The organism is Shewanella sp. DNRA4 (genome assembly GCF_012843185.1).
Taxonomy (GTDB): domain Bacteria; phylum Pseudomonadota; class Gammaproteobacteria; order Enterobacterales; family Shewanellaceae; genus Shewanella; species Shewanella xiamenensis.
Genome location: NZ_JABAIP010000018.1, coordinates 16,005 through 38,580 on the forward strand (window position 1 = coordinate 16,005; position 22,576 = coordinate 38,580).

Sequence of the window (22,576 nt, forward strand, 5' to 3'; positions counted from 1 at the left end):
TAACGCAATTATTTCTTGCCAAGCATACCAAAACGCTTGTTGAACTTGTCGATACGACCGCCGGTATCAACAATTTTTTGTGTACCTGTGTAGAATGGGTGACATGCACCACAAACGTCTAAATGCAGGTCTTTACCAGCAGTAGAGTTTACTTTGATTACGTTGCCACAAGTACAGTTTGCAGTGATTACTGCATATTCTGGGTGGATACCTGGTTTCATTGGGGTTACCTCAAAAGTAAGGCCATGTCGCTCTTCCAACCCGAAGTCGGACACCACATGCAGTTAATAACGGATATGTTAGGGCGCAGGATATTACAGTATCACCTAAGCGGATACAAGTAGATTATCTGAGCATTTTAACGATAATCCACTTGTTTACTGCCCATTTGTCTCTGCTTTTATTGGCCAGCTTCCCTATCTTCGAAACTCGCCTTAGCGGCCTGTGCATTGGGATAACGCGCGAGTATCTCAGCCGATGGACAAGTTAAAGTGGCGTCTTTCTTTAAGGCATTGATACGATTTTTAGCAAATGCTTTAGGATTAGCGTCATGAATCGCCAACATCGCACCATAAACACTGACTTGCCACTCAAGGGCATAGCGATTGGCAATCCGCCATAGGGTCTCGTTGTGATAATCCAACATACACTCACCCGAGCTTGTTGCATTGGCATTTGTCGAGCTAGCAATCTTAGTCACTTCGGCTGTCTTAGCTTCAGACACATCAATCCCATTTATACTCTTATCAGCTTTTGCCATATCTGCGTTTGCCATATCTGCGTTTGCCATATCTGCGTTTGCAGATGAGACTTGGGCAGCAGATGGTTCGGTCGATGGCTTAGCTATAGAAGGTTCTGTAGACAAACTCGAAGCTGAGGATGCTTTCGCGTCAGGCTTATCCTCTGGGAAGGTAAATCCAGAAGCGCGGGGCGCAGCAACGTTTGCCGTCACAGCCGCCACAATAACGGGCGCAACATCTGCTTCAGCGGTGACTAAATTCACCTCTTGCACAACCTTAGTTGATTTAACTGTGGTTTTGTCACTTTTAGCAGAGCTTGCCGCCAACTGACTAGTTTCGGCTTTGGCTGCTTTGCTTGATTTAACAACCGCGGTTTTTGCTTGCGATACTGAAGACGTCGCAGAGGAAGTATTATCAAACAGTGGCAGGTTTTTCACCTCATACCAACGATCGACTCGATATTCGCGAACTAACAGCCGCGCCTTAGGGTCGGTCACATCTTCTACACCCGTCAGCAAAACCAAGAAACGGTTAAGCTGCTCTGCCATCAACTTCTCTTCACCACCCGACTGATACACAACAAATTCGAGCCGCGTCATATCCTGATTATCAACGATCACATTGACACGCATTTTGGGATACGCCCCCAATTCAAACATCCTGCTGTTAATACTCACATGGGAAACTTGCGCCTGTACACAAACACTACACACTAAGGTGAATAGTCCTAATGATTTCGCTATTTTAGTCATTTACTTACTCTCAACTATCCTTGGATAAACTGTCATTAGGACTAGCCCTCGCTAGCAGTGCTGAGTACACTAAACCTCATTTCCCTTTTAGACTCGCCCAGCATATGTCACTGTTTGTTGAAGTTGCGTTACCTGTGCCTATGCGGCAAAACTTTACTTATCGCGTAAAGACAAACGAGCAAAGCGATGATACTCCCCAAGCCAAACCACAGATTGGTGTACGGGTAAAAGTGCCCTTTGGGCGGCAGCAACTTATTGGCCTTGTTACCGCCATTACCGACAGTTGCGCTCTGGCGCCAACACAACTCAAATCTGTCATAGAGTTTATTGATGACGCGCCCTTATTGCCAGAATCGCTTTATAAATTAACCCTCTGGGCGGCAAGATATTACTTTTGCAGCCAAGGGCAAATGTTAACCCAGGCGCTCCCCGTGGCACTGCGTAAAGGGCTAGATGCTGCGCCACAAAAAATCTTGTACTGGCAAATCACTGATCTGGGTAGCAATATTGCGCCTGAGACATTAAAACGCGCGCCCGCTCAAAAAAAATTACTCGAACAGTTAAAACAAACCGCTCTCACCCAGGAAGAAGTCATCAGTTTAGAACTGAATAAAACTGCGCTCAAAACCTTGGAAGATAAGGGCTGGATTGCCAGGCACGAGAAACTCGCCGAGCTCAATCTCGATTGGCGCAGCCAACTCGAACTCGATGAAACGCCCCACAGGCTAAATAAAGAACAAGCGATTGCCGTAACGGTATTAACCCAGCAACAAGGATATCACTGTACTCTGCTCGAGGGCATTACCGGTTCGGGTAAAACAGAAGTCTATTTAGCCTTGCTCGAACATATCCTTAAGCAGGGTAAACAAGCACTTATTCTAGTGCCTGAAATTGGCCTCACGCCGCAAACCATCAATCGCTTTAAACGCCGATTTAAAGTGAATGTTGCCGTGCTGCACTCAGGTTTAACCGACAATCAGCGCCTCGAAGCCTGGCGACAAGCTCGCTGTGGCCAAGCGGCCATCATCATTGGTACTCGTTCCGCATTGTTTACGCCGATGGCATTTCCCGGTGTAATCATCCTCGACGAAGAGCACGACAACAGCTTTAAACAGCAAGAAGGCGTTGGTTATCATGCCCGCGACTTAGCGGTAATGCGCGGGCATTTAGAATCTATTCCGGTGATTTTAGGTTCAGCAACGCCTTCCTTAGAAAGTCTGCAAAATGCGCTCAGTGGTCGTTATCATCATCTGCAACTCGGTGAGCGGGCTGGCAATGCTAAAAAAGTACGCCAAGGTATTATCGATATTAAAAACCTGCCCCTTAAGGCGGGCATGTCGGCACCACTTATCAACGAGATCCGCAGCCATTTAGAGGCCGGAAATCAGGTATTACTATTTTTAAACCGCCGCGGCTTTGCGCCAGCACTGCTGTGCCATGAGTGTGGGCACTTACATGAATGCGACCGCTGCGATGCATTTTTTACTGTGCATCAATCCTTGGGCGAGATCCGTTGCCACCACTGCGGTAACCAATATGCCATTCCAAGGCAGTGTCACAATTGCGGCAGCACCATGTTGATGGGGCAAGGTATTGGTACCGAGCAACTGGCCGAAGCATTGCAATTGGAGTTTCCAAAATATCCCGTGGTACGTATCGATCGCGATACAACTCGCCTTAAAGGTTCACTTGAAAACCATTTAAGTGCGATTCATAAGGGCGAGTATAAGATTTTGGTCGGCACCCAAATGCTGGCCAAAGGGCACCATTTCCCTGATGTCACCCTAGTGGGCTTACTCGATGTCGATGGCGCGCTATTTAGCGCCGATTTTAGGGCGCCAGAGCGCTTCGGCCAGCTCTATACCCAAGTTGCTGGCCGCGCGGGGCGGGCCAATAAACCCGGCACTGTATTGCTACAAACCCACCAGAGCGATAACCCGATCCTTAGGGATTTACTCCACCGCGGTTATGGTGAGTTTGCCCGCAGCCAATTAAAAGAACGGCAAATGGCGCTCTTACCACCCGCTTGGCATATGGTACTGGTGCGCGCCGAGGCACATTCTGCCTTAGATGCTGACAATTTTCTTAATGCGTTTGCATCCTTGCTGCCCCAAGATAAAGAGTTTGAGATTATCGGCCCAATGCCCGCACCACTTGATCGAAAAGCAGGTAAGTTCCGCCGCCAGTTGATGTTTCAAGCCAAGTACAGACATAGGTTGCAGCAGGAGTTTGAGCGTATTTATCCGCTTGTGGAACAACTGCCCGAAGCCAAACGCTGCCGCTGGAGCTTAGATAGGGATCCGCAGGATCTGTTGTGATTCAATAATTTGATAAAAAATCATCGGGAAGATAGCAATTAGCCACCACAAACGGCTAAAATACGCGGTTATTCCCTGTATTCACTCTTAAAGTTAGTAGCTAATTAATCCATGAAATCACATATCCAATCATTACTTGAACAAACTATCGAATCCTTTAAACAACAAGGTATTTTACCTGCGGATTTTGAGGCCCGAATTCAAGTAGATCGAACCAAGGATAAGAGCCATGGCGATTTGGCGACCAACTTAGCCATGATGCTAACCAAAGCGGCGGGTAAAAATCCCCGCGAATTAGCGCAGTTGATCATTGATAACCTTCCCACCTCTGCTTATGTGGCAAAAGTTGAAATTGCAGGTCCTGGTTTTATCAACTTCTTCATCGATGACAGCGCCTTGGCTAACCAATTACAAGCCGCGATTGGCGATGCGCATTTAGGGATCAAATTACCCGCACCACAAACTGTTGTGGTGGATTATTCATCACCAAACCTCGCCAAAGAGATGCACGTAGGTCACCTGCGTTCAACCATCATCGGCGATAGCGTGGTGCGCACCCTCGAGTTTTTAGGCCACAAAGTGATCCGTCAAAACCACGTGGGCGACTGGGGCACCCAATTTGGTATGTTGCTGGCTTACATGGAAGAATTACGTGCAGTCAATGGCGAACAAGCCCAATTAGAGTTATCGGATCTCGAAACCTTCTACCGCGCCGCCAAACTGCGTTTCGACGAATCGGCTGAGTTCGCGACCCGCGCCCGTCAGCTTGTGGTTGCACTGCAATCCGGTGATGAGTACTGCAACAAACTGTGGCGCGAGTTTAACGATATTTCGCTAAGCCATTGCCACGAAGTATACGAGCGTTTAGGGGTGAGCTTAACCCGCGCCGACGTGCACGGTGAAAGCGCCTACAACGCCGATTTAGAGCAAGTTGTTAAAGATTTAGATGCCCAAGGTTTATTGACTGAAAGTAACGGCGCCAAAGTGGTCTTCCAAGAGGCCTTCCGCACAAAAGAAGGCGAACCACTGCCGGTTATCATTCAAAAAGCCGATGGTGGTTACCTGTACGCCACAACCGACTTAGCCGCGATGCGTTACCGCTCAAGTGTACTCAAAGCCGACCGCGTGCTGTACTTTGTTGATTTACGCCAAGCACTGCACTTCCAGCAAGTGTTTAGCCTTGCCAAACTGGCCAAGTTTGTCCGCGAGGATATGTCACTCGAGCACTTAGGCTTTGGTACTATGAATGGCGAAGATGGTCGTCCGTTCAAGACCCGTACTGGTGGCGTGGTGAAATTAGTTGATCTGCTCGACGAAGCCAACAGCCGCGCGCTGGAATTAGTTCGCAGTAAGAATCCAGATATGGATGAAGCGACACTTGCAGAGATTGCCCGCGTAGTTGGGATCAGCGCGGTGAAATATGCTGATCTATCGAAAAACCGTACCAGCGATTACATCTTCAGCTTCGAGCAAATGCTGAGCTTTGAAGGCAATACCGCGCCTTACCTGTTATACGCTTACACCCGTGTCGCTGGCATTTTTAAGCGTGCGACCGATGTTGACTTAAGCCAAGCCAAAATCGTACTCGACCACGAAAAAGAGAAAGATCTAGGCAACAAACTGGCGCAGTTTGGTGAAATCCTAAGCCGTGTTATCGACAAAGGCCAACCACATGTGCTCTGCGGTTACCTCTATGAATTAGCAGGGGCTTTCTCTAGTTTCTATGAGGCCTGCCCAGTGCTTGCAGCCGATAACGACGAGCAAAAAAACAGTCGTTTACTGCTGTCACAACTGACGGCGAGCACTCTGCAAAAAGGCCTAAATCTACTAGGTATCGAAACCCTAGAACGGATGTAAGCCATGAGCAATCGTGACTATGCCAACAGAAGACCGCAATCGGGCGCAAAACCGCGCCCGATCCGCGCGACACGCGCAAGGCCTGCGGCTAAAAAGGCCCCGCCTAGCCGTAAACTTCCTATTCCTTTGATCCTGTTTGCCTTTATTGCTGTAGGCAGTTTTGGCTATTTTCTGTGGAGCATTAAAGACACGGCCAAGCAGGAAGCGCCTGTAGAAGTCAAAACAGAAAAAGAAGTGAAGGCAAGAGAACCCGCTGCAACGCTAACGCCAAAGGTGAAAGAGGTTGAGCGCCAAGAAGTCGCCGTCGCCGCTCCGGTAGAGGAACAGCCGGTAGTTGAAGTTGAAGTGCCGAAGAAAGATCCGAATGCCTTGCCGCCAAAACCCAAGGAAGAATGGACCTATCTGGACGAGCTTGAGAATAAACACGTCGAAGTGGATATTCCTGATGTCGTGGCAACGCGTGCTCCACAGCAATATCAATTGCAGTGCGCCTCATTCCGTCAGGAGTCGCAGGCGAACCAGATGAAGGCCGTGATTGCATTCCAAGGATTAGAAGCGCAGGTCAGACAAATTGAGGGCACCTCAGGCACTTGGTACAAAGTCATCCTCGGGCCTTATGAGCGCAAACGTGATGCCGAGCGTAAGCGTCACACCTTGCAAAATGCAGGGATCAATGGCTGCCAACTCTTAGCCATTCCTAAGTAATCCTACTCGGAAAATGAGTCTCTGAATCGCGGCGCGTGAGCCATCACGCGCCGCGATTTTTTATCTTCTTGCCAACTGAAGTCCGCTCCCAACCACCCTCTTTCGCCTCGCTTTAAACATTGAGCTAATACCAATCGTATTAAATATCTGTTCATTCAGCGGGAGTTAAACGGGCTTTAGACAAGGCGAAGGCTTGAAGGCATAGTGGCGCTCTGTCGAAAGCCTTAAACGTAGTATAAAGCACGTTCAACCCCGCCCTTCGGGAGCCTCACAGGCATCTCACTCCCGTGTTACATTGACTTAAAAGGGAATAACCATTTCTTCGTCAATGCTCCTTGGATTGAGATGCCTGTGAGGCTCTGAACTGATTAGATATTTAATGTGATTGGTATAAGTCACAATTTCATTTTATAGAATTTATAACCACCTATTTTTACACAGTAAATTTGTTTATTAAGAAAGATTAATATGGCGTTTAATTGACCTAGATCAAACTTAGGCGTATCTCTTAATAAACAGCAAAACCTGTTGTCTACTCTCCAAAAACCAACCTCAGGGTGAAGTATTATGAATGCATTAATCGAGATCGAAGCCTCTGAATTTAGCCAACTGTTCAAAAGTGGTGACGCCTTAAGTATCCGGATGTTTATGGAGCATGTTCACATGCCTTTAGATGTGCAGGATAAGATTTACAACGAAATTTCCGCCTTAGCAGTACTTGAACAAGACACTATAGCGCGGCTTATCGAAACCCATTCCCACTCCGAAATCTCTGAACGTTTGGCCTATTAACGCGCTTAGTCTTAATACAATGTAACGCCAACGGATGGCTTCATTGAATTCCCCCTGTACCGCGCGTCAATTAGATGCATTCGTCCGAAACATTTTCAACCAATCATCCTTGTCAATCCTATGCAAAACCGCAAAAAATAAGGCCAAATATCACTATTTGGCCTTAGGTTTATTGGTGCTTAAGTTATGAATATTTAAGCACCTGCATGGTTTAGTGTCTTAAGCTTTCTCTTTTAAGCCTATGCTATTCATCCAGTAATCGAAATCGACCATATTACCGGGCAACACAATACGGCTAGACTTTTGGCTTAACCCATCAAGCTGCTTAAAGTATTGCTCACCGAGTTGCATACGCAGTGCGTTATGGCCACCAGGAGCGGCAATCACTGTTGCTAAACGTTCAATCGATTCCGCCGTGGCGCGCGACAGCGTTAAAATCTCCTCCGCTTTACCTTCGGCCTCGTTGATACGACGTTGCATTTCCCCCTCAGAACGGTTAATCGTTTCCGCTTTAATCCCTTCGGAACGATTGATCTTACTCTGCTTATCACCCTCACTCTTTGCCAGTAATGCACGGCGCTCACGCTCGGCATTCACTTGCATTTCCATGGCGTTTTTCACCGTCTCGGGCGGCGTGATGTTCTTAATCTCATAACGATGCACGCGGATCCCCCACATGGCGCCTGCTTGGTCGAGCACTTCCACTACCTTGGCCGAAATCACATCCCTCTCTTCAAAGGTGCGATCGAGATCTAAGGTGCCGATCACTGAGCGCGTGGTGGTCTGTGCCAGCTGGATAGCCGCATAACGATAGTCGGTGATGCCATAGCTTGCCTTCACAGGATCGGTAACAGAGATATAAATCACCCCATCGACTTCCACATTCACCTCATCGCTCGAGAAGCACTCCTGTGGCGGCACGTCGATAGTCTCTTCTTTTAAGTCATGGATATAAGCCACTTTATCGACAAATGGGATCAGGGTGTGGAAACCCGCATCTAACGTCGAGTGGTACTTACCTAAACGCTCAACGATATAGGCCGATTTAGTCGGGACTAAGCGAATGGATTGGAACAGCTTAATCACAAATATGGCGAAAATCAGTCCCCAAATAACCATTACTGCGACATCAGTATTCAATGGGATTTCCATTAGCGAGCTCCTTTGCTAGTTGCATTATGGCCAGCCACGGTTTGGGTGACTTGTTCCATTCCTTCGAAGAATCCTTCGAGTTTTGCCATTTCAGCCGGGACGACCGACACTTGCGAATCGTTGAGGATCTTACCAACCTGAGCAATAAACTGCTCTTTTAACAACATATTCATCGCATCGGTACCGCCATTAACCGCTAACGCTTGGGAAATCATTGCCATGCCTTCGGACTTTGCCTTAGCAATAATGGCAATCTCTTGGCCTGTACCCTTAGCTTCGTTGATACGCTTCTGTTTTTGGCCTTCAGAAATGTTAATCGCTTCTTGGCGTTCACCCTCTGACATATTGATCATCGCAGCCTTTTCAGCATTGGCTAGAGTAATTTCAGCGCGTTTACGGCGCTCGGCTTCCATTTGTTTTTCAAGGGTATGGATCACGTGGCGCGATGGCGTGATATTGCGGATCTCATAACGTAACACTTTGATCCCCCAAGGCTCAGACGCCTTATCAATCTCGCGCACTATGGATTCGTTTAAGCGGTCACGCTCGGAAAAAGTTTCACTCAAAGTGAGCTTACCGATTTCAGAACGCATCGTAGTTTGCGCCAGATTGACGGCAGCTTTACGATAGTTTTCAATACCGTAGCTCGCTAGTTTTCCATCCATAACCTTGAGATACACTAAACCATCCACTTCAAGCTGAGTGTTATCCTTGGAGATACAGCTTTGTGGCGGCACGTCGAGCACTTGCTCACGGGTATCGTGGCGATAGGCCACACGGTCGAAAAAGGGAATTAAGAAATGAAATCCCGGTTGTAACACAGTGCGAAATTTCCCTAAACGCTCAATGACATGCACCTCACGCATTGGCACTATTAGCATGAGCTTATAGAGAATAAACAAGACAAATAAAATGATTAAGGTAAACACAAACATAGACTCATCCTTTAGTTTTGAGACGTTGCCTGATGAACAGGCTCAACCACTAGGGCAATGTTTTCACGGCAGATAATCCTGACCTCAGAGCCCGCAGCAATGACACTACCATCCCCCAATGCGGGCCATTCGCTCCCTTGAAACTCGACTCTTCCTGTCGATTGTCCTGGGCCTATGGTTTGTTTCACTCGAGCGATTTGATTGTAGATATCAAGTTCTTCATCGGTGTTGTCCACATGGGAATCCCCACCGACCAATTTTTGTGTGACTTGCCGAAAGGCAAGCAATAGGACAATGGCCGACATAAACCACAGTGTCAGACTTTGAACTAGGCCTTCCACTAGGCCAATACCTAAGGCACCTGCGACCACTAAACAGGCGGCACCAAGAAGCACAACTATACCTCCGGGTATCACCAGTTCCGCTAGCATCAAGATAATCCCGATAATAGACCAGATGACAATCAGATTCGAAAACTCCATATTTCCCCCTGAAATGAGAGCATCCAGTGCAGCACTATAGCAGCAGAACAACAGACGCGCGACATAATATGTCATAAATTTATACGCCGATTTTTAAACGACAGCAAGGGAAATAACTGAAGCTGACTAATAGGCTGAATCGCTTTATAGGGAAAACGCTATGGGTTTCTGTTCTAAAATTAAGCACAATCAATTCAAAAAGTTAGCTTAAAACATCAACAAACAAGAATGAAAACAATAAATAATCATACAAAATCAATAAATTAAGCAAACACAAACCCACAATATGATTATGTGATTTTCACAACAACATTCGATAAAAACTTTGAATAATTGTAAATTTTTGCATATATTGCCCGCACTTTTGACCTAGCTCTCTGTCGGGGGTCGACTCAAGACACAACACCTGAGTCGCTTTGCCATACAGTGCACAGAGCAGGAACTGAGTACAACCTTATTAACCTCTACCCCTACAACAGGAAATAACAATGAAAAAGACATGCCTATGTCTAGCATTAATGCTTTCACCTCAAGCATTTGCTGGTGACTTAGTACAGTGGTGGGATTTCAGTGCAACCGCCCTTTATGGCGAAGACTACGACTTGGCTCCTTCGGACAAGCAAACGACAGTCACACTCGAAACCGCTGGTGCATGGAAATACGGTGATTGGTTTGCCTTCCAAGATTTTATCTATTTCAAAGGCGACCACACGGGCATGGATAGCACCACCTACGGAGAGATTTCACCGCGCTTTAGCGCGAGTAAAATCCTCGGCGAAAAGATTGCCTTCGGCCCAATTACCGATCTTTCATTAGCCCTCACCTACGAAGAAGGTGAAGGCCCTGTGCATAGCTTGCTCTATGGCTTAGGGGTCGATGTTGCCGTGCCTTACTTTACTTACCTTAACTTCAACACCTATCGTCGCGATGCGATGAGCTCAGGCAACATCAGTGATGGTTGGCAGTTCACCCCAGTATTCAGAATCGATATCCCTGTAGGGTCTGCTAACATCATTCTCGATGGCTTTATCGATTGGGTATTTGCAACAGACAACAGTGGTTATGAAGAGAACTTCCACTTTAACCCTCAGCTTAAATACGATTTAGGTAAGAGCCTATTTGGTGACCATAAGGCAAATAAACTGCTGGTAGGTATTGAGTACGATCTGTGGACCAATAAATACGGCGTGAAAGGTATCGACCAAGACACTTACTCTGTGATTGCTCAGTACCACTTCTAACAGTGACTGGCAAAAGTCAAAGTTAGTTTTGAAAATTAAAAAGGTGCCCAAGGCACCTTTTTTGTTATTGAGCCACTCGCTTTGCAGGGGAGTGATATTGAACCAAGATTACGCGAGTAACTTCTTAGCCGCTGCAACCACGATAGAAACCGCACTGACTTCGGTTTTCTTCATTGTTGCTTCATCAGGAATTTCTTGTTGAGTACGGTTTACGATCACACCCGCCACACAGGCAGCGCGCCAACCTTGAGTCGCACACATAGTAAATAGGGTGGCTGATTCCATTTCATAGTTCAGCACGCCCATTTCTTGCCACTCTTTCATTGAACCAGCAAAACGGCGGGTCACACGGCCAGTGACAGTGTCGTAACGCTCTTGACCTGGATAGAAGGTATCTGAAGATGCGGTAACACCAATATGTGGCTCTACGCCCGCATCGCGGCACGCAGCAACCATAGCTGTGGTACATTCAAAGTTAGCCACTGCTGGGAACTCCATTGGTGCAAAATGTAAGCTCGCGCCATCTAAACGCACTGACGCTTGAGTCACAATCACATCACCCACATTCACATGGGGTTGAATCGCACCTGTAGTACCAACACGTAAGAAGGTATTCACGCCTAATTGCGCTAACTCTTCTACCGCAATCGATGTTGATGGACCACCGATACCGGTAGAACAAATCACCACTGGCTTACCGTCAGCATACGCTAAGTAGCTGGTGTACTCGCGGTGGCTTGCAAGAAACGTTGGATTATCCATTAACTCAGCAATACGTTTTACACGCTCAGGATCGCCTGGCACAATCGCCAACGTAGCGCCATCGAGCATCGCTTTGGTCAAACCTAAATGAAATACATCAGCCATCGTGAAAACCCCTTTCATTTTTGATAGTAAAATTCTTATATAATCGACTTTAACCTAGTATCGAAGCGGTGAAGGTTAACTTGATCACAGAATTATCGGCAAGAAGAATTGTTCATCCGTAATGTAATTACCAAATCTATTACAGCTTGATCACAAAGATAGCAAATCTGTGATGCTTCTGTGAGCTTGTATCAATTACGTGGAATAAAGTGTGAGTCAGATCTGACTCAATCGCCACATCAAGCAATATAAAAGATATAGATCATTGATTTATAGCTGATTTGCTGAAATCACGCTTTAGTATTAACCTGTAGAAGGACAAATATTGATCCATATCACGTTTATTCATTATGCCTAAGGTTAGGGTTAAGACGAGACCAAAGCACAGTAGAAAGACGACAAGGAGAACGCCAATGTTTCCAGAGTACCGAGATCTGATTACCACCTTAAAGACCCAAGATGCTCATTTTCAACGTAAATTCAACGAGCACAATCAATTAGATGAGGAAATCAAACAACTGGAAAAACGTGTCGGTAGTGATTTCAATCCCGCAGTGAAAGAGCTCAAGAGCAAAAAACTCCACTTAAAAGAAGAGATCTATCAAATTCTCAAATCCCACAGCTAAGCTGCTATCACGGGAAAAACTAAGGGCGCCGCAGCGCCCTTTTTGTTGCTATCTAAGACCGATTACAGATAGTAATCCTTCAGTGGTGGAAAACCATTAAAACACACAGCTGAATAAGTCGTGGTGTAAGCACCGGCGGTTAACCAGTACATACGGTCTCCAATCGCTAGGTCATTCGGTAAACCATAGCTGTAGTGCTCATACATAATGTCGGCGCTGTCGCAGGTTGGGCCAGCAATCACGCACTTATCCAGCTCACCCTGTTTATGGGTGTAGATTGGGAATTTAATTGCCTCATCCATGGTTTCGATTAAACCAGAGAACTTACCCACATCGGTAAACACCCAACGCTCTAATGCGGTGTAGGATTTCTTACTGATCAACACCACCTCAGACACCAACACCCCAGCGTTAGAGATCAGCGAACGACCCGGCTCCAAAATAATTTGGGGAAGATCATCACCAAAATCTTCCTTCAGGAAGTGAGTGATTTGCTCAGCATAGACACCGAGTTGATTGGTTTTGTCGATATAATTCGCAGGGAAACCGCCCCCCATGTTGATCATCTTCAATACAATATTGTGCTCATCGCGCAAACGATCGAAGATACTTTTCACTTTACCAATCGCCGAATCCCAAGCACCGATATCACGCTGCTGTGATCCCACGTGGAATGAAATACCGTAGGGTTCTAAGCCGAGTTCCTTCGCCAACACTAACAGCTCATAAGCCATCTCATTTTGGCAACCAAACTTACGAGACAGTGGCCAATCGGCGGTGTCTGTGCCTTCGGTCAGGATACGCACATAGATGCGTGAACCTGGTGCTTCTTCGGCGATCATACGTAAGTCAGCTTCAGAATCCGATGCATACATACGCACGCCACGCTCATAAAAAGCACGTACATCTTGGCGCTTTTTAATGGTATTGCCATAGCTAACACGGTCAGCTGTAACGCCGACATTCATAACCATATCTAGCTCATAAATCGAGGCAATATCAAAGTTTGACCCTTTATTTTTTAGTAATGTCAGGATCTCAGCCGCGGGGTTTGCCTTAACTGCATAATAAACATTGGCATAAGGAAAACTATTAACCATGTCATCGTATTGTTTCGCAATGATACTGGTATCAATCACTACGAACGGGGTCGCTTTATCCTTCGCAAACTCTTCAATACGTTTGAAGGTTTGAGCATCATAATAGTCAGCAACATCAATAGATTGAAATTGGCTCATTGGGCCAGAGTCTCCTTTGGGTCAGATGATAAAAAGTCGTTATGTGTCTTAAAAACGTGCGCAGTAAACGCTATTTTTTTAGTTAACGCAACGAATTTTTATGCTTAATAACTAACTTTTTATTCCAACAAATATTAAGCCGAATTGGACCTAAAAAAACTATTTTTAAAACAGATAATTATGCATAAGAGTTCAGCAAAGAATCTTAAGCTTTATTAGCGCTAAAAATGAATTTTTTAAAGAGGCAGCTCGCATTAGCTAAGGGCAGATTATCAGGGAGAAAACGATAGGATGAACCTTAAGTTCCACAGCGTAGTAATACCGAGCGAGAAAACACATCTGTAGTGTTATATAAGGATTAGTCAGATATAAAAGAGGGGGAAATATCTCCCCCTCAGATAGGGCGTAGTCCTACGACTTTACTGCTGTGACTCATTTAATTTGACTAAGGCTTGGCCTAGGGCTTCGCTGGAGTCAAAGTAAGCAATATCTTGAATATTGAGATTATCCAATAAAATCATGGTTGCCATATCTTTGGTATCGGGCAATAGGCGGCTAATCTGCCCTTCCCTGTCTAAACCAATGGCAAAAGGCAGTTCCTGCATTTGTGGTACAGCCACAAATTTGGCTATCAGCGATGGCATACCACTGATATCAGCCACATAAACTAAATGCGCAGGAAACTTATCCCCCGTTAAAGGCGTTAGAGTTTCTTTAATGATATCGCCACCTTTCATGCTACGACTAAAGAGCACTACTTTGGTTTGTTCGGTAACACTGACCGCCTTATCATTTTGATCTTGCAATGAAATAGGACTTATCGCGTCTCCCGCTACATAACTTGTAGCCAACGCCATCATGGGAGTGAAAAGGAAGGACAGGCACAACAACAGCTTTCTCATAAACACTTAGCTCCATTTTAGATACGGGCAATAGCATACCCGAGTCTGGTAACCTGCTCATTTAATCCGAGCTATTACATGATACGCTTCACAATGCATCACGAATACGTCTTTAAAAGACGTCCACTCACATGGGATATATCAGACTTAGCGACCTAACTTCAAACACTACACTTGCAATTTTAGTCTGTTACAAGTTTACTGTGCTGCCAAAATATCGATAGTGACGGAATACTATGTTGTTGATACTTATCATTATAGCTTTTATCGTACTCTTTGTTTTTTTCGCAAAGTACCAAAAAAAGAAGATTCAAGCCGAAGCACTTGCCGCAGGAGAACCCTCAGCGTTACTCAATCACGGACTGACATTAATCAATCAAGGCGAAGTCAATTCAGGCCTAGACTATATTCAGCAGGCCGTTGATAAAGGCTTCGCCGTGGCAGCCATTGCCATGGCCGAACTGTATTCGGGTCGTTTCCCACAGGTTCCGGCCGATATCAAAGCGTCTAATGATTGGTATCGAAAAGCCGCCGAGATCGATCCGCAATATTTACCCATGCTTACCCTAATTACTAGCTTGGTTGCCTCTGAGGCGCAAACACCCGAGCAGTTACGCGAACAGGTAGAACAGCTCAAAGCCAGTGCAGAAGCGGGGCAAGTCGAGTTTCAATATGAGCTCGCCTATTTGTATCTCAGACAACCCTTTCTCGATCCCGATGCTAGCCAAGCCATTTATTGGTTCGAAAAGGCGGCCGCCCAAGGCAACCAAGATGCCTATTACCACCTAGGCACCCTGTATTGGCACGATGAACGTGTCACGCCAGACTATAGCAAAGCGCGGGAATACTTTGAGAAAGCCGTCGCCGCCGGTGATGAACTCGCAAAAGATAACCTAGGCCATATGCTGGCCGCAGGCCAAGGCGGCCCTAAGGACCTCGTCCGCGCCGAAGCTTTACTCAGCGAATATGCCGTAGAAAATGATTTTCGCCAGTATTACCTAGGCAAACGTTTCCTCTATGGTGAAGATTTTGCCGTCGACTACGGCAAAGCCCGCCACTGGTTAGAAAAATCCAGCGCCGCTGACAATGTCTTTGCTAAGTTAGCGCTGGCACACCTTAAACTACTCGACCCACAAACGGATAATGACTATCAACAGGCAAGAACAGAATTCGAGACGCTAGCGTCCCAATGGCAAGAGGAAGCCCTATTCGGCCTAGGCAAAATCTACGAAGAAGGCTTAGGTGTCTCGCGACAACCGATTAAAGCCTTAATGTATTACCAACTCGCAGCGATGAGCCATATCAGTGACTATCAAGACGCATATGAGAAGCTCAGTAAGCGCTTAGGTACCCTAGAGATCCGCGAAGCCCAAAGCCTGTGTAATAACTTTCTGCATCAACATCCTATCCCCAATGAGCAGCAAGCTTATTACTACCTTAACCAAGCAGAAATCTACCGCAAGGGTGAGCATCCGAGCCGCGAAGCGCTGCAAACCGCAGAGACTTGGTACCGTAAAGCTGCCGACTTGGGCAGCCAAGATGGTATGCAAGCCCTCGTTGATATCAACCGCCATGAGTCGATTGATAAACCGGTTCAGACATATATTTGGTCGAGCATATTACTGCGCAACTTTGGCAAATACGGGATGAATAGCGATCAGCTTTTGTATCAACAACAAGTCCTGCCGCGCTTAACAGAGTCCGAGTTGTTGTATGCCCAAGATGAAATCGAGAGGATTGAAACTCAGCTAGCACCTTACTTACAGAGTAATGAATAAGGATTAAATTGCTGATTACTAGGGTTTAGCCGTTTGGCCAAACCCTATTATTAAAAACCACGGCTTAAGCCGTGGTTTTGCTCAAATGCCGCAGCAATGTTGCCAACGTAGGCGCAACGGTTTGATGGGATGGATAACACAAACCAATACGGCGAAACATCCTAGGCCCATCGAATTTAATCTGTCTAAGCCGAGGCTCGTCTTCGATTAATCCATCGGGGAGAAAACTCACCCCAAATCCCGCCAGTACCAGTGACATAACCAAAGACTTAGATTCCGCCTTCGCCACCAAATTGAGCGACAAATTACTGCATGCGAGTAAGCCTATGGTTTGCTGATGCGCCTCGCAGGGTGGGCACTCAATAAAATCGTACTGACTTAACTCTTCGGGACGAATACTGCTGAGCTGCGCAAGCGGATGCTCAGTCGGCACGCATAGCACATAATCCTCCTCCCAAAGCGGAAAAAACACTTCATCCTCATGGCGTAAACTGTCTAAAGTTAACCTGCAATCCGCAGGGCTTTGATAATCCACCAGTTCTAAATCCAAATGACTAATTGCTTGATTAATTAGCGTTAACAGCCCAGCAAGCCGGCGCTGACTCAAATCAGGCATCACGGCTAAACGCAACTTTTGCCGACTCGCTTTTGCCATAAATAGCGCGGGTAATTTACTGGCTTCCTCCACCAACTTAACCGCCAGCGGATACAGATAATGGGCGCTATCCAAGGCTTTTACGCCTTTTTTACTGCGCTCGAATAAGGCGCCGCCAAGCTCTTCCTCTAGCTGCTTGAGCCCAGCGGAAAGCGAGGGTTGACTGACATAACAACGTGTTGCCGCCGCGGTAATATTGTTTTCTTCATAAATTGCGATAAAAAAGCGTAATAAGCGTAAATCTACCATCAGCCTTCACCAGTCTGCCCCAGCATATGTCATAGGCAAATCCTATCATATCCAGTGAAAATAAGTATTTTCCAGCCTAAAAATCCCCATCTATACTGATGAACAAGCTAGATATTGCTCAATTAACCATATTATTCGCAGATAAAGATAGGAAACTCAAATGACAAAGCCCAATAAATCCCTCGTTGTGATCACAGGCGCTTCATCTGGTATTGGCGCAGCTATCGCTAAAAGTTTTAGTGCTGCCGGACACCCACTCTTACTGTTAGCGCGCCGCGTCGAGGCAATGCAAGCCCTTGCTTTACCAAACAGTTTATCCATCAGCGTTGATGTAACCGATGCTGACGCTATCAAGGCGGCGATTAACCAAGCGGAAGCACAGTTTGGCCCTGTGGGTTGCCTAATCAACAACGCAGGCGTCATGTTGCTTGGGCAAATCGATACCCAAGATCCTAACGAGTGGAGCCGTATGCTCAATATCAATGTGATGGGCGTGCTCAATGGTATCCATGCGGTTTTAGCCGGAATGAAGGCGCGCAAAACCGGCACCATTATCAATATCAGCTCAGTGGCGGGACGTAAGACCTTCCCCAACCATGCGGCTTATTGCGCGACAAAATTTGCCGTGCATGCCTTAACCGAAAACATCCGCGAAGAAGTCGCAATGGACGATGTACGCCTAATCACCATTGCGCCAGGAGCGGTCGAGACAGAACTATTAAGCCACACCACGGATGATGCTATCAAAGCTGGCTACCAAGATTGGAAAGTACAAATGGGCGGTGTGATCGCCCCGGAAAACGTTGCCGCAGCAGCATTATTTGCTTGGCAACAACCGCAAAATGTCTGTGTGCGTGAGATAGTGTTAGCGCCAACACGCCAGCAACCTTAAGCAACGTGCTTGGCACGACCTCGCTATAGTCATGGGTAAAACGCAGTGTGCGAGTGCCACTGCGTTTAAAAATATAAAAATCGACCGAGTGTGCTCAACGCCTAGCGGCAAAAACCTCCCCCTCCACACAGCAAAAATGGAGCTAAATCATTCCGAACGACTACTTTAGCGATCGCAAATTTTACAAAGTGTTAACTCGATCACTCTCATTTTTCCGCCCTATCCGACTTAAAACCCTAGCTGCGACACAACAGGCTAATTTAGCAATAAAAACAAATCATTGTTTTTGAAAATGTAAATTCCCACCCAAATCATTCCACCACCAATCAATTAGATTTTTATCAATGAAATTTTTATCAATTAGATTTTTTTAATGGAAGTGATGTACCTCAAATAAACATCCCATCACCTTTGATAAATTTATTCACAAGGTGGAAGCAATAGCCACATTCCACCAACAAAGTCATGTGAATGACAATTAAGAAAGGATGAGATGATGAAAACTTCAACTAAGATCGCAATCGCCGTCGCGCTGATTAGTAGCTTAGGCCTTCAAGCCTATGCCGCCGAAGGGGGTAATCCTAAAAAAGGAAAGCACCTCTATAAAAAAGAATGTAAAGCCTGCCATAGCCAAGGTGGTGAAGGTGGCGAGCTAACCCCAATGAGCAAAACCATGAGCCAATGGGATCGCTTCTTCGACAAAGATAAACACAAACTCAAACCTGAGGTATTCAACGGCCTCACCGAGCAAGATCTCAAAGATATACAGCAATTCCTGTATGACCATGCCGCCGACTCGGAGCAACCGCAAACCTGCGGTTAATCGCTGCCGAGCCTAAATCAAAGGGATAACCGCAGGCCTGCAACTGTAAGTTAACCCATTGAAATAAAACCAAGCCCAATAAGAGAAAAATGGGGAGCACACCTCAGGGCCTCCTGTTGGGTAAATTTGGCACGGGCCTTGAGCCAGTGCCAACGGAACACTCAGGGAGAAACCCTATGCGTACACGTACACTCATTTCGATATTGGTTGCTAATGCGCTGTTTATGTCCGGCCAAACCTTTGCCGCAGCCAACGAAACGCCAGCCGACACCCAAAAAATGGCAGAGCTGAAACAACAGCTTGCCGATATCACCGAACAGCTCGATGAACTCAATAGTCGTGTCGATAAAACCGAACGCCACACCTCGTTAGATCGCCTTGAAATCACTGGCGACTTTAGAACCAAGGCTCACTCACTGCATTACCGCGATGTCGTTTGGAACCCCGCCATTAAGGTCAACTTTAATGACTTTGGCGCCAAGGCCATGTCCGGCGCCTTTGGGATGCCAAACGATCCTAATTCACCTCTCGGACAGATGATGCAAGCCAACCCAGACCTTGCGGCCGCCTTTCAAAATGGCATGTTACAGGGCGTGATGCCCTATGTACTCGCGCAGCAACATATCCAAGATATTGATAACGATATCTTTTACACCACTCGCCTGCGGTTAAACCTTAAGGCCAAGGTATGGGATAACGTCAGCTTTGCCGGTCGTCTGAGCATGTACAAAAACTGGGGCGACTCCACTGGCGTACAAGTATTTGATTCTTGGCGCTCATTTACTATGGATGGCACCAGTAGCGGCAATACCAGTGGTGACTGGTTAAGGGTAGAGCGCGCCTATTTCGACTGGAAAAAAATCAATGGCTCCGAGTTTTACCTCTCGATTGGCCGCCGCCCATCCACCTATGGCCCACCAAGCCACTACCGTGAAAACGAACTGCGTGGCGGCACACCTTCGGGCCATTTGGTTAACTTTAACTTCGACGGTGCCACCTTAGGCTACAACCTAGGGGAAATCACTGGAGTTGAGGGGCAAGTGGTTCGCTTCTGTTATGGCCAAGGCTTTGAATCTCAATGGGGTAATGGCGAAATGTTTGGCGACATAGTCACCAAGGATACCCACCTCGGCGGCTTTAATATCGATGCCATCAACGACGGTACTAACTTCCTGCAATTTACCCTGTTTGGTGCCAAAGACGTGAACGACGGCTTTAAAGGCACTATGGCCTTCCCGACCCAACTGGCGGGAATTTTCGCCCCCACCATGTACCAGGATATGCAAAAGTTTGACAACTTTAACTTTGTCACCCGAGTGCAACCTAGCGGCGTCATTGGTGATATGTACCTTGGCGGCATTGGCTTTGCGCGGGAAGAAGCTAACGATATTAAATGGTTTGCATCACTGGGTTGGACACGCGCAGAGCCAAATGGCAATGCTGGCATGTTCGGCGGCATGTTATCCGATGCGGTGTTTGAAGCTGAGCTCAATAGCACAGGGACCGAAATCATCATGGTGCCGAAAACCAGCGATGATACCGATACCAAAGATGGTTATGGCATCTATGTAGGTATCCAAATCCCTGCGCCCTACGGCAAGTTTGGCTTGGAATATAACTATGGTTCCGAATACTGGACGCCCTTCACCCAAGCCCAAGATGACCCAATCGGTAGCAAGTTAGCCACCCGTGGCCACGTCGGCGAGGCCTATTACATCTTTGATATCAATCCCAAAATGTTTATCAAACTGGCTGGACTCTACTACGACTACGAATACACAGGTAGCGGCACACCTGTGGGCGCACCACAAAAAATCGATGAGGTGCTAGCGGGCTCAGCCTACTCGATGCTACCGGTAGTCGATAAGGCCTTCGATGTTAACGCCTCGCTGACCATTAACTTCTAACCTAGACGCCATTCAGCCCTCGGTATCGCCGAGGGCAGGAGTACAGAATGAAAAAACTCATTGTTATTGCCTTAGCGGGTATGGCGTTGCAAGCGCAGGCTGCCAATCCCCATAAAGACGTTCTTAAAGGCCCCTTCGCCACAGGTTCTGAGGTCACGACTCAGTGCTTAACCTGCCACGAAGAACAAGCCACGGACATGATGAAAACCTCCCACTGGACATGGGAATTAGAACAAAAGCTCCCCGATAGAACCGTATTACGCGGTAAGAAAAACAGTATCAATAACTTCTGTGTGTCGATTTCCAGCAACGAGCCTCGCTGCACTAGCTGCCACGCTGGTTATGGTTGGAAGGACAGCAACTTTGATTTTAAAGATAAAACCAAAGTGGACTGCTTAGTCTGCCACGACACTACAGGCACCTATGTAAAAGACCCTGCTGGTGCAGGTGAACCCATGGCAAAACTCGATCTGGCGAAGATCGCGCAAAACGTGGGTGAACCCGTGCGGGATAACTGCGGTAGCTGCCACTTCTATGGTGGCGGTGGTGATGCGGTCAAACATGGGGATCTAGACTCCTCCATGGCCTATCCCGATAAAGCCACTGATGTACACATGGACAGCGACGGCAATAACTTCCAATGCCAAAACTGCCATACCACTGAAAAACATCAAATATCAGGTAATGCGATGGGCGTATCCCCTGGCGGTATTGACCATATAGGTTGTGAGAACTGCCACGAGAGTGCGCCGCATAGCAACAAAAAGCTCAATACCCATACCGCAACCGTGGCCTGCCAAACCTGCCATATTCCCTTCTTCGCTAAGAATGAACCCACCAAGATGCACTGGGATTGGTCAACCGCAGGGGATGATAAGCCTGAAACCGTAGATCAATATGGTAAACACACCTATCAAAAGAAAAAGGGTGACTTTGTGTGGGAGAAAATGGTCAAGCCCCAGTACGCTTGGTACAACGGCACGGCTAACGCTTATATGGCGGGGGACAAAATAGATCCGAATGTCGTCACTAAGCTGACCTACCCTATGGGCGATATTAACGATGCTAAAGCCAAGATTTATCCCTTTAAGGTGCATACCGGTAAGCAGATTTACGACAAGAAACTCAACATCTTTATCACCCCAAAAACCTATGGCAAGGGCGGATATTGGAGCGAGTTTGATTGGAATTTAGCGGCGAAACTGGGTATGGAAGCCAATCCAACCATGTTGGAAAAAGGTATTAAATACAGTGGTGAATATGACTTTGCTGCCACTGAAATGTGGTGGCGTATCAACCATATGGTATCACCAAAGGAACAAGCGCTTAACTGTAATGACTGCCACAACAAAGGCACTCGTCTCGATTGGCAAGCCTTGGGCTATCAAGGCGACCCTATGAAAAACAAGCAAGGCCCTAAGCATAAGCAACCATAAGCTGTTCCACTCGCTATAGCCTAACCAAGCCTGATGGCATAGCGAGTATCGCTCCCCTGCAAACTTTTGAGAGCTTAGTACCCGCTGGCTAAGCTCTCTTTTTTATCGTGGTATATCCGCCGACAAAGACAAATCGCCGCAGTTAAAAAATAACACTGTCCCAGTTTGTCTCAACCAATTGGCACGAAAAGGAGTTTGGCTCTGTTTATAAGTCAAATTAACTGATTTT

Annotated in this window: 20 protein-coding genes; 11 read left to right on the top strand and 9 right to left on the bottom strand. The window is 46.7% G+C overall.

Annotated features, from left to right (window positions below):
- Positions 1-8: 8 nt before the first annotated feature.
- Together rpmE and HG547_RS18025 are read right to left on the bottom strand one after the other, a co-directional pair.
- Entirely contained in the window at positions 9-221 is a 213-nt protein-coding gene (gene rpmE, locus HG547_RS18020; RefSeq protein WP_037422397.1) for a 50S ribosomal protein L31, read from the bottom strand.
- 179 nt (positions 222-400) lie between these two features.
- Positions 401-1,492, bottom strand: a complete 1,092-nt coding sequence (locus HG547_RS18025; protein WP_169548636.1) for a FimV/HubP family polar landmark protein — start codon at positions 1,490-1,492, stop codon at positions 401-403.
- Between the two features lie 104 nt (positions 1,493-1,596).
- Here HG547_RS18025 and priA point away from each other — a divergent pair, with 104 nt between their 5' ends.
- The 4 genes from priA (at position 1,597) to HG547_RS18045 (ending at position 7,164) form a co-directional block, all read left to right on the top strand.
- On the top strand, positions 1,597-3,810 hold the full coding sequence (priA, locus tag HG547_RS18030; RefSeq protein ID WP_169548667.1) for a primosomal protein N': 2,214 nt from the start codon (positions 1,597-1,599) through the stop codon (positions 3,808-3,810).
- Between the two features lie 111 nt (positions 3,811-3,921).
- Positions 3,922-5,667 (top strand): arginine--tRNA ligase, encoded by a 1,746-nt coding sequence (argS, locus tag HG547_RS18035; protein WP_169548637.1) that lies wholly within the window; start codon positions 3,922-3,924, stop codon positions 5,665-5,667.
- Between the two features lie 3 nt (positions 5,668-5,670).
- A complete protein-coding gene (locus tag HG547_RS18040; RefSeq protein WP_069454184.1) occupies positions 5,671-6,372 on the top strand; it encodes an SPOR domain-containing protein in 702 nt (233 codons plus the stop codon).
- A gap of 567 nt (positions 6,373-6,939) precedes the next feature.
- Positions 6,940-7,164, top strand: coding sequence for a hypothetical protein (locus HG547_RS18045; protein WP_023266915.1), 225 nt, complete (start codon positions 6,940-6,942; stop codon positions 7,162-7,164).
- Between the two features lie 219 nt (positions 7,165-7,383).
- Here the strand turns inward: HG547_RS18045 and HG547_RS18050 are convergent, their stop codons facing one another.
- From HG547_RS18050 to HG547_RS18060, 3 genes are read right to left on the bottom strand one after another with little or no spacing between them, the layout of a single operon-like run.
- Entirely contained in the window at positions 7,384-8,316 is a 933-nt protein-coding gene (locus HG547_RS18050; RefSeq protein WP_037422379.1) for a stomatin-like protein, read from the bottom strand.
- Entirely contained in the window at positions 8,316-9,251 is a 936-nt protein-coding gene (locus HG547_RS18055; protein WP_037422376.1) for a slipin family protein, read from the bottom strand. Before HG547_RS18055 ends, HG547_RS18050 begins: the two co-directional genes overlap by 1 nt.
- 11 nt (positions 9,252-9,262) lie before the next feature.
- Positions 9,263-9,733, bottom strand: a complete 471-nt coding sequence (locus tag HG547_RS18060) for an NfeD family protein (RefSeq protein WP_055648046.1) — start codon at positions 9,731-9,733, stop codon at positions 9,263-9,265.
- Between the two features lie 488 nt (positions 9,734-10,221).
- On the opposite strand from HG547_RS18060, the gene HG547_RS18065 reads away from it, so the two are divergent.
- Positions 10,222-10,974, top strand: a complete 753-nt coding sequence (locus tag HG547_RS18065) for an outer membrane protein OmpK (RefSeq protein ID WP_055648047.1) — start codon at positions 10,222-10,224, stop codon at positions 10,972-10,974.
- A 108-nt stretch (positions 10,975-11,082) separates the two neighbouring features.
- On the opposite strand, the gene udp is transcribed toward HG547_RS18065, so the two are convergent.
- Positions 11,083-11,841, bottom strand: a complete 759-nt coding sequence (udp, locus tag HG547_RS18070; RefSeq protein WP_037422367.1) for a uridine phosphorylase — start codon at positions 11,839-11,841, stop codon at positions 11,083-11,085.
- Positions 11,842-12,254: 413 nt separating this feature from the next.
- Here udp and HG547_RS18075 point away from each other — a divergent pair, with 413 nt between their 5' ends.
- A complete protein-coding gene (locus HG547_RS18075) occupies positions 12,255-12,467 on the top strand; it encodes a DUF465 domain-containing protein (protein ID WP_037428200.1) in 213 nt (70 codons plus the stop codon).
- Between the two features lie 62 nt (positions 12,468-12,529).
- On the opposite strand, the gene HG547_RS18080 is transcribed toward HG547_RS18075, so the two are convergent.
- Together HG547_RS18080 and HG547_RS18085 are read right to left on the bottom strand one after the other, a co-directional pair.
- Entirely contained in the window at positions 12,530-13,705 is a 1,176-nt protein-coding gene (locus HG547_RS18080; protein WP_037422364.1) for a type III PLP-dependent enzyme, read from the bottom strand.
- 419 nt (positions 13,706-14,124) lie between these two features.
- The gene (locus tag HG547_RS18085; RefSeq protein ID WP_037422362.1) at positions 14,125-14,607 is read right to left on the bottom strand and encodes a hypothetical protein; all 483 of its coding nucleotides are present in this window, start codon (positions 14,605-14,607) and stop codon (positions 14,125-14,127) included.
- A gap of 236 nt (positions 14,608-14,843) precedes the next feature.
- Here HG547_RS18085 and HG547_RS18090 point away from each other — a divergent pair, with 236 nt between their 5' ends.
- Positions 14,844-16,385: a tetratricopeptide repeat protein gene (locus HG547_RS18090; RefSeq protein WP_169548638.1), complete on the top strand. Its 1,542-nt coding sequence runs from the start codon at positions 14,844-14,846 to the stop codon at positions 16,383-16,385.
- Between the two features lie 64 nt (positions 16,386-16,449).
- Here the strand turns inward: HG547_RS18090 and HG547_RS18095 are convergent, their stop codons facing one another.
- On the bottom strand, positions 16,450-17,289 hold the full coding sequence (locus HG547_RS18095) for a LysR family transcriptional regulator (protein WP_169548639.1): 840 nt from the start codon (positions 17,287-17,289) through the stop codon (positions 16,450-16,452).
- 160 nt (positions 17,290-17,449) lie between these two features.
- Between HG547_RS18095 and HG547_RS18100 the strand changes: the two genes are divergently transcribed.
- The 4 genes from HG547_RS18100 to HG547_RS18115 all read left to right on the top strand — a co-directional run bounded on the left by HG547_RS18100 (position 17,450) and on the right by HG547_RS18115 (position 22,347).
- Positions 17,450-18,181 carry an SDR family oxidoreductase gene (locus tag HG547_RS18100; RefSeq protein WP_169548640.1) on the top strand — a complete coding sequence of 244 codons (732 nt, stop codon included), beginning with the start codon at positions 17,450-17,452 and terminating at the stop codon, positions 18,179-18,181.
- 493 nt (positions 18,182-18,674) lie between these two features.
- Entirely contained in the window at positions 18,675-19,004 is a 330-nt protein-coding gene (locus HG547_RS18105) for a c-type cytochrome (protein ID WP_011718452.1), read from the top strand.
- Between the two features lie 176 nt (positions 19,005-19,180).
- On the top strand, positions 19,181-20,911 hold the full coding sequence (locus HG547_RS18110) for a DUF3373 domain-containing protein (protein ID WP_169548641.1): 1,731 nt from the start codon (positions 19,181-19,183) through the stop codon (positions 20,909-20,911).
- Positions 20,912-20,958: 47 nt separating this feature from the next.
- Positions 20,959-22,347 (top strand): tetrathionate reductase family octaheme c-type cytochrome, encoded by a 1,389-nt coding sequence (locus HG547_RS18115; RefSeq protein ID WP_169548642.1) that lies wholly within the window; start codon positions 20,959-20,961, stop codon positions 22,345-22,347.
- Positions 22,348-22,576 lie beyond the last annotated feature (229 nt).